Annotated in this window: 9 protein-coding genes; 3 read left to right on the forward strand and 6 right to left on the reverse strand. The window is 70.3% G+C overall.

Annotated elements, in window-relative coordinates:
• Positions 1-418 (forward strand): DNA polymerase (locus FREUN1FDRAFT_RS35970; protein ID WP_006545329.1); only part of this gene is annotated, 418 nt, incomplete at its 5' end.
• 55 nt (positions 419-473) lie between these two features.
• Here FREUN1FDRAFT_RS35970 and FREUN1FDRAFT_RS35975 read toward each other — a convergent pair.
• Both FREUN1FDRAFT_RS35975 and FREUN1FDRAFT_RS35980 read right to left on the reverse strand, forming a co-directional pair.
• Entirely contained in the window at positions 474-1,670 is a 1,197-nt protein-coding gene (locus FREUN1FDRAFT_RS35975) for an ABC transporter substrate-binding protein (protein WP_232295577.1), read from the reverse strand.
• A gap of 459 nt (positions 1,671-2,129) precedes the next feature.
• Positions 2,130-3,332, reverse strand: a complete 1,203-nt coding sequence (locus FREUN1FDRAFT_RS35980) for an ABC transporter substrate-binding protein (protein WP_232295578.1) — start codon at positions 3,330-3,332, stop codon at positions 2,130-2,132.
• A gap of 558 nt (positions 3,333-3,890) precedes the next feature.
• Between FREUN1FDRAFT_RS35980 and FREUN1FDRAFT_RS35985 the strand changes: the two genes are divergently transcribed.
• Positions 3,891-4,532 (forward strand): hypothetical protein, encoded by a 642-nt coding sequence (locus tag FREUN1FDRAFT_RS35985; protein WP_232295579.1) that lies wholly within the window; start codon positions 3,891-3,893, stop codon positions 4,530-4,532.
• A gap of 146 nt (positions 4,533-4,678) precedes the next feature.
• Here the strand turns inward: FREUN1FDRAFT_RS35985 and FREUN1FDRAFT_RS35990 are convergent, their stop codons facing one another.
• The 3 genes from FREUN1FDRAFT_RS35990 to FREUN1FDRAFT_RS36000 all read right to left on the reverse strand — a co-directional run bounded on the left by FREUN1FDRAFT_RS35990 (position 4,679) and on the right by FREUN1FDRAFT_RS36000 (position 7,296).
• A complete protein-coding gene (locus FREUN1FDRAFT_RS35990; RefSeq protein ID WP_006545333.1) occupies positions 4,679-5,647 on the reverse strand; it encodes a TIGR03621 family F420-dependent LLM class oxidoreductase in 969 nt (322 codons plus the stop codon).
• Positions 5,648-5,794: 147 nt separating this feature from the next.
• Positions 5,795-6,832 (reverse strand): hypothetical protein, encoded by a 1,038-nt coding sequence (locus FREUN1FDRAFT_RS35995; protein WP_006545334.1) that lies wholly within the window; start codon positions 6,830-6,832, stop codon positions 5,795-5,797.
• Positions 6,833-7,023: 191 nt separating this feature from the next.
• Positions 7,024-7,296: a hypothetical protein gene (locus FREUN1FDRAFT_RS36000; RefSeq protein ID WP_198144571.1), complete on the reverse strand. Its 273-nt coding sequence runs from the start codon at positions 7,294-7,296 to the stop codon at positions 7,024-7,026.
• A gap of 173 nt (positions 7,297-7,469) precedes the next feature.
• Here FREUN1FDRAFT_RS36000 and FREUN1FDRAFT_RS36005 point away from each other — a divergent pair, with 173 nt between their 5' ends.
• Positions 7,470-8,297: a hypothetical protein gene (locus FREUN1FDRAFT_RS36005; protein ID WP_006545336.1), complete on the forward strand. Its 828-nt coding sequence runs from the start codon at positions 7,470-7,472 to the stop codon at positions 8,295-8,297.
• A 117-nt stretch (positions 8,298-8,414) separates the two neighbouring features.
• Here FREUN1FDRAFT_RS36005 and FREUN1FDRAFT_RS36010 read toward each other — a convergent pair whose 3' ends face one another.
• Positions 8,415-9,749, reverse strand: a complete 1,335-nt coding sequence (locus FREUN1FDRAFT_RS36010; protein ID WP_006545337.1) for an ABC transporter substrate-binding protein — start codon at positions 9,747-9,749, stop codon at positions 8,415-8,417.
• Between the last annotated feature and the right edge of the window lie 142 nt (positions 9,750-9,891).

The following is a 9,891-nucleotide window of genomic DNA, read 5'->3' on the forward strand; positions in this document are numbered from 1 at the left end:
GGGCGGCGGCACGCGCGCGGGCACAGCTGCGGTGCCGGGGGTGGACGCCGGCGCCGGCCCGGGGGGCGCGGACGATCGCGGACCGGACCAGGGTGCCGTCGGCGGCGCCGATCCCGACCGGGCCGCCGCGGCGTGGGGCCGGTTCGCCCGCAACGCCGTCGTCCAGGGTTCAGCCGCCGAGCTGTTCAAGGCCTGGGCGGTGACGGTACGCCAGCTGCTCGTGCCGCTGGGCGGCGAGATCGTGCTCTGCCTGCACGACGAGCTGTTGCTGCACGTTCCGACCGCCAGGGCGGCTGAGGCGGTCGCCGCGACCCGCAGGGCCCTGGAGTCGACCGCAGCGTACTGGGCGGCCGGAAGCAACGTCCGCTTCGTCGCGGACATCACCGTCGTCGGGCGGTGGTCCGACGCCAAGTCGTAGGAGGTCTGGTATCCCCGGCTGCGGGGATACCAGCTCGCGGCCGGGGATCACGGGCTCAGGGGGCGCCACCGGTGATCGGATCTCCGCACACCGACGGCTGCTCGACGCCGAAGCCGGTGCCTGCCGTGTTGACCCGCACGAAGGTCAGGCAACGGGCCGACTGACCGAAACCCTTGGTCAGATCGACGGGCGCGCCCAGCAGACCGGCGCCGTCGTAGTCCGAGATCGACCGCAGCGCGGTGAGCACCCCCTGCCGGGTCGGGCACGGCCCGACGGCCTGCAGCCCCTCGATCAGCAGATCGGCGGTGATGTAGGACTCGATCGCGGCCTGCGCGTCCGGCGGATCCAGCTCCGGCGCGTAGCGCGCGATCGTGTCGAGATAGGTCTGCTGGGCAACCGTGTCAGCCTCGAAGGGGAGATAGGCGACGTAGAAGTAGGCGCCGGCCATCTTCGCGCCTTTTCGGGCGAGCAACTCGTGGCCGTAGCCGTTGATCCCGAGCCCGACCTTGAGGTCGGCGCCGGCGGAAACCGCCCCCTGGTAGATGTCGACGAAGTCATCGCCGGTCACCGGGGCGAACAGGGCATCGGCACCGGTCTGCCGGACCTGCCGGCCAATGGTTGCCAGTGCGGTCAGCGCCGGTGCGTAGTTGAGGGTTCCCACCACCTCGATCCCGGAGTGCTCGAGGATCGAGGTGATCCGGCCGGCACCGGCCTGCGAGGCCAGGGAACCGGGGGTCGCGACAATCACCGCCCGCTGGACGCCTTTTGACCTGGCGAACTTCCCGAGGGTGTCGAAGACCACCGACGACGGCATTCGGTTGAGATAGCTCACCATGTTGGCGTAGTTCGTCCACGCTGCTTCCGTGGCGAGACCGAACACCGGGACGTCGGCCTTGTTCAGGTACTCGGCCGAGCCGGTGGACACGGTCGTCGCGCTGAAAATACCGAAGACCTGCTCCTTCGCCACGAGGTCCCGTGCCGCGGCCAGGTTCACCAGCTGGTCCGACTCGTCGTCGCGCAGCTCGTAGACGATCTTACGGCCGTGCACCCCACCGGCTTCGTTCTCGGACAGGATCCGGGCGTCGAAACCGGCGCGGGCGCCGATGACCTGATTGGCCGCGATACCCGTGTCGGACAGGATCAGACCGAGGTTGATCGTGTCGTCAGTGACTCCCGTGACCGGCGAACAGGCGGCCGTCGCCGCCGACCCATCCGGTGCCGAACACCCGACTGCCGCACCCAGCAAAGCCACGGATAATGCAATGGCCAGGTTCCTGGAGCGGCCCCGGGCCCAGTACGGGCGGCGCTGCGGTTTCCAGCGCCCGTAACAACTCCGGTCTGGAGTTGCGGAAACTTCCTCGGTCACTTCTGCTCCTCACGATGCACACTCCCGCCAGTCGGCCCCCAGCCCACCCGCTGGAGGACAAGGATTCGCAGCGCGGGCCGGCGCGTCAACCACTGCGTGGCGGGGTGGTGGGGCGACCGCCTGAACCGACGGATTGATCCAGGTGAATGTGGGTGGATCAAAATGGGCGCCACATGAGCGCCGAACCGGCGTTGCGTGGTTCCCCTTCTCGCCCCGCCGGTTGTCCGGTCGCGCTCCCCTACCTCGGTGCCGCCGGGTCGGCCGGCCGCGTGGCGGCGCGCGGCAGATTCGGCGGACCGCTGCTAAACACGTTCGGCGGGCGCCGGGCTGGCCGCCGTCACGACGTCACGAGGTACCGCCGGCGATCTGATCTCCGCACACTGACGGCTGTTCGACGTCGAAGCCCGTGCCCACGGCGTTGACCCGCACGAAGGTCAGGCAGCGCGCGGACTGGCCGAACCCCTGGGTGAGATCGACCGGCGCGGGCAGCAGACCGGCGCCGTCGTAGTCCGAGATCGACCGCAGCGCGGTGAGCACCCCCTGCCGGGTCGGGCACGGCCCGACGGCCTGCAGCCCCTCGATCAGTAGATCGGCGGTGATGTAGGACTCGATCGCGGCCTGCGCGTCCGGCGGATCCAGCTCCGGCGCGTAGCGCGCGATCGCGTCCAGATAGGTCTGCTGGGCAACCGTGTCAGCCTCGAAGGGGAGATAGGCGACGTAGAAATAGGCGCCGGCCATCTTCGCGCCCTTCCGGGCCAGCAGCTCGTGACCGTACCCACTGACCCCGAGCCCGACCTTGAGGTCGGCACCGGCGGCCATCGCGCCCTGGTAGGCGTCGATGAAGTCGTCTCCGGTCACCGGCGCGAACAGGGCGTCGGCCCCGGTCCGCGCGATCTGGCGGCCGATGGTTGCCGGTGTGGTCAGCGCCGGGGCGTAGTCGACGGTTCCCACGACCTCGATTCCGGAATGCTGGAGAATCGAGGTTATCCTTCCCGCGCCGGCCACGGAGGCGACGGAGGTGCCGGTAGTGAGGATCACCGCGCGCTGGACGCCTTTTGCCTTGGCGAACTTCCCGAGCGTGTCGAAGACCACCGACGACGGAAAGCGATTGAGATAGCTCACCATGTTGTCGTAGGTGCCCCACGCCGCTTCCATCGCCAGGCCGAACACCGGAACCCTCGCGCTGTGCAGGTACTCGGCCGAGCCGGTGGACACACTCGTCGCGCTGAAGACACCGAAGACGCCCTCCTTCTCGACGAGGTTCTTCGCCGCTGCCAGGTTCTCCCCCTGGTCCGACTGGTCGTCGCGCAGGTCGTAGACAATCTTCCGGCCGTGCACCCCACCGGCCTCGTTCTGGGAGCTGAACCGTGCGTCGGCGCCGGCACGGGCGCCGATGGCCTGGCTGGCCGCGGTTCCCGTGTCGGAGAGAATCATTCCCAGGTTGATCGTGTCGTCGGTGACTCCCGGGACGGCCGCGCAGGCGGTCGGCGAGGCCGACTCATCCGGCGTGGAACATCCGACCGTGGCACCCAGCAGAATGACCGACAATGCAATGGCGAGATCCCTGGAGCGGCCCCGGGCCCAGTACGGGCGGCGCTGCGGTTTCCAGCGCCCGTAATAACTCCGGTGTGGAGTTGCGGAAACTTCCTCGGTCACTTCTGCTCCTCACGATGCACACTCCCGCCAGTCGGCCCCCAGCCCACCCGCTGGAGGACAAGGATTCGCAGCGCGGGCCGGCGCGTCAACCACTGCGTGGCGGGGTGGTGGGGCGACCGCCTGAACCGACGGATTGATCCAGGTGAATGTGGGTGGAGCCACAGGCGGGGCGGGCCCGACTGACCGACCGTTCGAGTCGCCTGCGCGACCGGTGGCGTGACGCAGGCAGCACGGTCAGCCACCTTACGGCGCGACGGGCTCTCCGGCCGCCGACGCCCGGCACGCCGACCGAATTCCCGGTGTCACGGCACGTCCGCGATTGCACTCCATTTACCGCGCCGACGCCGCCGATACCGCCCGAGCGCATTCCCGGGCCACCGCCGTACGGGCACCCCAGGAGAGACCCATGGCGGCTCCGTGGGCAACTGGTGGGTAAGGACTGTGCTGGCAATGGGGTACCAGTGGGTACATAGGCGGTCCGCTGGACCGGCATCGGCCGGCGCAGGAGCGACCCACGACAATAGAGACATGCGCAGCGTCGACGAATCGACCCTTGGCGATCTGGTCGCAGCCCGTCTGGGCGCTCGCGGCAAAAGCGACGAAAACGACGAACGCGGCGAGATCAGCGCCGTTGGCGCAGGTGGAGAGAATCCGCCGACGGTGGTGGCGGCCGGGAACTTCGCGTCGCCACTCGTCGCGCTGAGCGCCCTCGACCGCACGGTCGAGCGCTACCGACTTTTCGTGCTGAATCCGCAGAAAGGCCTCCCGGACCGGCCCGGAGTCATTCCGGTGACCCCGTTCGTCGGCCCCGGTATGCGGGGCCGCCCGACACTCGAATACCTGCCCAGCCGCCTCGGCCTCGTCCCACGTCTGTTCACCGGCGGGTACCGCCCTGATGTCGTCGTGCTGCACACCAGCCGGCCGGTCGATGGACGGTTGTCGATGGGCACCGAGGTCAACATTCTCCCCGCCGCCGCGTCAACGACCGCGCTGTCCGAGCCGACCACCAGCTTTCAGCACAGTCATGTCGTGAGCGAGCACGGCGTGGCCGACATCAGGCCAGCAGCCTGCGCCAGCAGGCGGACGAGCTGATCCGCAACGTCGCGCACCCGGACGCGCGCGACGAGCTCGACGAGCTCGCCGCCGCGTTCGCCGACACGCACGCCGACGCACACAGCGGCACGCGCGCCGAGGCCGACCGGCCCCGCCCGCCGGCCCCGCCCGCCGGCGCCTGCGCCTCAGCAGTCGGCCAGCCGTTCGACGACCGGTGCCAGCGCCTCGGCGGTCGCATCGAGCGGGGTCGAGAAGTAGCTGATGCCGAACCGGTCGCGGACGTCCACGAACTGCGCGCACACCTCGTCGAGGGAGCCGACGAACACCATCGGGGATGCGCGCAGCTCCTCGCGGGACGGCACGGCACCCGCGCCCGTGTCCACCCGCTGCCGAACGAAGCCCTGGTAGAACGACTCGAACTCGTCGTCGGGCTCCGCGCCGACGGTCACGTGCAGCAGCTGGGCGGCAAGCTCTATGTCGGCGAAGCGGTCACCGGCTGCCACCCGCACCCAGTCGATCTTCTCCAGGTAGGTGTCGGCGCCGAACGGGTCGCGCTCGGGCTCCGCCGGTCCACCCCGAGAGATCCGCGGCATGATCTGGACGATGTCGGCCTGCCGTCCGGCGGTCGACAGCAGCCGCCGGCCACCGCCGCCGATCATGATCGGCGGGTGCGGGCGCTGGTTCGGCCGCGGCGTGCCGCGCAGCCCGTCGACCGTGAAGTGCCTGCCCGCGTGATGCAGCGGCTCGCCGCCGAACAGGCCCTTCAGGATGACGACGACCTCCTCCAGGCGCTCGATGCGGGCCGGAGCGGGATCGAAGCGCAGGCCCGCCTGCTCGTACTCGGCCCGCATCCAGCCGGCACCGAGGCCGATCTGCAGGCGGCCCTCGGACAGCACGTCGAGCGTCGCCAGCTCCTTCGCCAGGACGGCAGGATGGCGGAAGTCCTGGTTCAGCACGGTCTGCGTGATCCGCAGCGTGGTCGTCGCGTCCGCGACCGCCTGCAGGGCGATCAGCGGCGCGAACGGGATCATGAAATGGTCGGCCAGCGCGAAGGTCGAGTAGCCGAGGGCCTCGATGCGCTGGCCGGCCTGGCGCAGCGTGCTGACGTCCGGTGTCCGGCCCGGGCCGGTGTTGAAGCGGAAACGCCGCGCCATCTCTCGAGCACTCCCCTCGCGCGCGGAGCACTTCCCGCCCGCGTGCCTGATCTCGACCGCCGTCCCGGTGGACCGCGACGCCCGTCCGCCGCGGCTGTCCGCCGCGGCTGTGCACCGCCGCCGCTGTCCACCGCGGCGTCGCGATACTCAGCCTAGAACGGCCGACCTTTCGATCATGCCGTTCGCGGTCTCCCCGTCCCAGCTGTAGCGGGCGAGGGCCTGCTGCAGGTGCAGACGCGAGGCGGAGCCGATGTCGGCGCCCATCGTCGCGAAGGTCGACAGGATGGTCTCGCCCTCGATCGTGGTCTCGCCCCGCGACGTCTCCAGGGTGACGGAGACGTCCCCGCCGCTGGCCCGCAGCTCACGCAGCCAGGGCGCCCGGGTGACCCGCGCCGGGATCAGCTCGCCGTCGCCGTCGAACAGGTAGCCCTCGTTGAACGTGGGCTTGCCGTCGGGGCGCGGCGGGTACAGGCACAGGCCGAACGCCCGGCCGCTCGGGAACAGCGCCGACTGCCAGACATGGCCCCGGAACGCGGCCAGCCGACGGATTCCAGCCCGGCGGATCCGCAGGCCACCGCCGTTCAGGTCGAACACCTCGTCGCCGAGGCGCAGCCGCCCCTCGGCCCGGAAGAGCTGCTCGAAGCGGGGCCCGCCCATCAGCGCGCCCTCCTCCTGGGTGGCGAGCACCCGACCGGCCTCCTCCAGCAGCGTGCCGCCCTCCCACGGTGGAACGGCGCTGCGCAGGTCCAGGTCGAGCTCGACCGGGACCAGCGGCCCGTCGGACGCCCCGCGCCGGTAGCTGCCGTCGATCTGTGCCCCGACCGTGGTCTGCACGGCCAACCCGTCCAGCCGCCCGCGCCAGTGCCGGAACGGCTCGACGAGCTCGTACGACAGCGGCCCGGCACCGAGGGTGCGGGGACGCCCGTCGGCGCCGATCGGATCGTGCACCTTGCCGGAGTCGAAGATGTTGAACACCCGGCCGTCGGCGAGCGCGATGTTCACCTGGATGTCGTGGGTCTCCCACTGGTCGCCGACCGCCTCGATGCCGACGCGGGGCAGGCCGAACTCGGCGCCGTCGTCCCAGATCCAGGCGTTGACCGACTCGCGCGTCTGGGGGTCGTCCGGCTGGCCCGGGAGAACGAACTCGCGGTCCGCGTCGAGGCCGCCCATCAGGTCGATGGTCACTGTGTTCCTCCCGTGGCGCCTGGCGTCGGGCCGCACGGCAGGGCCATCACCCGACGGGACGCCATAACTTCACAAGTCTGATCGACAAAGTTGGCGCCAGCATCGTGTCAGGGCGAGCCCACTATTGCAATACTGCAACGATGCAAGGGTGGGTGGCGGGCGGGTTGCCGGGAGGGGGCGGGGGCAGGGCGCTACGAGCCGTTGCGCCCTTCGCGATCCCGACCGGCTTCCGCCGCGGTGTCGTTGGCGGCGGCCTCGCCAGCGGTCTCGTCGACCACCTCGGCGGCGGATCCGGAGGCTGCCTCGGCATACCGGGTGACGAGCCGCGCCCGGACCTCGTCCGGGGTGTAGGCGCGCCGGGAGCGCTCCGCGCGCGCCACCGCGGCGCCCCCGGCCGCGACCCCCACGACGCCGGCCAGCCCGAGCACCTTCCACCAGCGACCACGCCCCGCACCGAGGGACAACTTCCATCTCTTCATGCGCTCAGGCTACGGAGAGAGCACCCTCGGGCCAGCTACGGCCGGGCGTCCAGACGCGCCGCCGCTGCTGCCCGACAGGGCCTGGGGACTACGGCCGCCAGAACGACCACCATCCCCATGGCTTCGGCCGTGCTGGCCACCGGCACTAGGCTGGCGTCATGGGCGGCCGACCCCTGACCCTCGACGACGCCGTGGAGCTCACCCGCACCGGCGACGTGTGGATCTTCCGCGGCCGCAGCACCATGGACCGCGCGATCCAGCTCACGACGAACAGCCCGGTGAACCATGTCGGGATGGCCGTCGTCCTCGACGACCTTCCGCCGTTGATGTGGCACGCGGAGCTGGGTCGTTCCCTGCACGACGTGTGGGCCGGCGGTCACCATCGCGGAGTGCAGCTTCACGACCTGCGCGAGGCCGTCGTCGTCTGGGGCAACCGGTACGGCCAGCGGGCCTGGCTGCGCCAGCTCGAGCCGACCGTCGACCGGGCGGCCGAGGACGCCGTGCTGCGTACGGTCGCCCGGCTCGACGGCACCCCGTTCCCGTCGACGGCACGGCTCGCGGGCCGGTGGCTCGCCGGCCGGGCACCACGGCTGCGGGTCGCCGGCGCCACCACCACAGCGGGCCCGTCACCGCAGGCCCACCTTCCGTCCCCGGAGACGGCCGTCTCGCCGCAGACGAGTATCGCCACCGAGGCGGACACCTCCCCGCGGACCCGCGCGTCGCGGGTGCTGGGTCTCCTGAGGGGAGCCCGACCGGCCCGTGCCGAGCCTTCGCCAGCCGGTCTGGAGTCCGCCTACTGCGCCGAGGTCGTGGCCGTCACCTACGAGGCGATGGGGCTGCTGCCGCCGGGGCGCCGGCCGAACTGGTATGACCCCGGGCGCTTCTGGAGCGGCGACGACCTGCCGCTGACCGCGGGTTACCGCCTCGGCGACGAGATCGCCGTGGAGATCCCGGCCGGGCCCCCGCCGCGGGCCCCGCGCGGCTGACCGAGAACGCCGCGCGGCCCACGCGCCTGCTGGCTGCGCGTGGGCCGCGCGGCGGCCTGCCGTTCCGGACCCGAGATGTTGTTCAGCCGGCCGACGTGCTGCCGGTTTGCCTGCTGCCTACTTGAAGGTGGTCAGCGTCGGCTCCGTCCAGGTGTCGTCCTTGGCGGGCCAGCAGACGAACGGCTTGTCCTTCGTGCCACCGACCAGCTGGAACTTGCCGTTCTTCACCTGGACCAGCGCCCGACACACCTGCTTGTAACCGTGGGTGATCGGGTCCGCCTTGGTGGCCGGCACGTGCTGACGCGACCAGTCGACGGGGAAGATGAGACCGCCGGCGGTGTAGTCCGTCAGCTTGTTGGTGGCGGAGATCACCGCATCCCGGGTCGGGTTCTTCCCAGCCGCGAGAAGGCCCTGGTAGGCGAGGTCCGCGTCGATCCAGCCGTACATGGCCATCTCGTCGAGCTCCCCACCCTCCTTCTCGATCCACTTACGGAAGGCGGTCATCGAGCTGTCGCCGTCACCGGCCTCGAAGGGGCGGAAGGCAACGCTCATGTAGTCGCCCTCGAAAAGGCCGTCGGCGTCGGTGACGAACTTCTGGTTGTAGGAGTTCAGGTGGTACATCGGAATGTTGTCCATGCCCTGCCGCTTGAGCTCCTGGGCCAGCGTCTTCATGCCGTTGAGGTCCAGGCAGGTCATGATGATCTCGGCGCCGGCCTTCTTCATGGCCGTGACCTCGGGGCCGACGCCGTTCGCCAGGCCGAAGGCCAGCGAGTCGTTCTTGTAGACGATCTCCTGGCCGGTGGTGGCCTTGTAACGGTCGACCGTGTCGGTGATCTGGCTGACGCACTGCTTGGAGTTGTCGGTAACGCCGTAGCCGAGGGCCGCGATCTTCTTGACGCCCGCCAGCTTGGCCACGTAGGTGAAGGTGCGGTCCATGCAGTCCAGGCAGGGCGGCGCCGAGTTGCCGAAGATCGAGTCCTTGCCGCTCATCTCCGCCGGGTGGATGGCCCACCCATACAGGGGGACGCCCGCCTCGGCGAACTCGCCCCAGCCGGTCGCGAGCTGGGTGGCGCTGAAGGTGGCGAAGGTGTCGTTGGCCGAGATGATCTCGACGGCCTTCTGCTGGTTCTGCCCGAGCTGGTCGTCGACCTCCTTGCTCACGACGAGCTGGCGGCCGTTCACCCCGCCCTCGCTGTTGCGGTACGCGAAGTAGGCCTTGATGCCCTCGAGGAAGCACTCGTGCAGACAGTTACCCAGTGGATTGTTCGTCTTCGTTCCCAGCACGGAGAACTTGATCTCCGTGCTGGACACACCAGGCGCGCTGGCGCTGTTCCCGCCCGTGCTGGGAGAGCTGTCCGCCTCACCCGAGGAGTTGGAGCACGCCGCTGCCACCAGGCCGAGCACCACAAGCAGCACGGCCACGGCGCGCAGGCGTCCGGGGCGAAGGTTCATCGGTAGTTCTTCCTTCGTAGATGTGCTCAACCTGATAACGGCAGAGCGGACGGTGAGCTGATGACCCAACCGCGGGTCAGGATTGAGACGGCCCCCTCCGCGACCAACCGAACACATTGCGCCAGCCGGCGGCGGCCCCGTG

Source organism: Parafrankia sp. EUN1f (assembly GCF_000177675.1).
Lineage (GTDB): Bacteria > Actinomycetota > Actinomycetes > Frankiales > Frankiaceae > Parafrankia.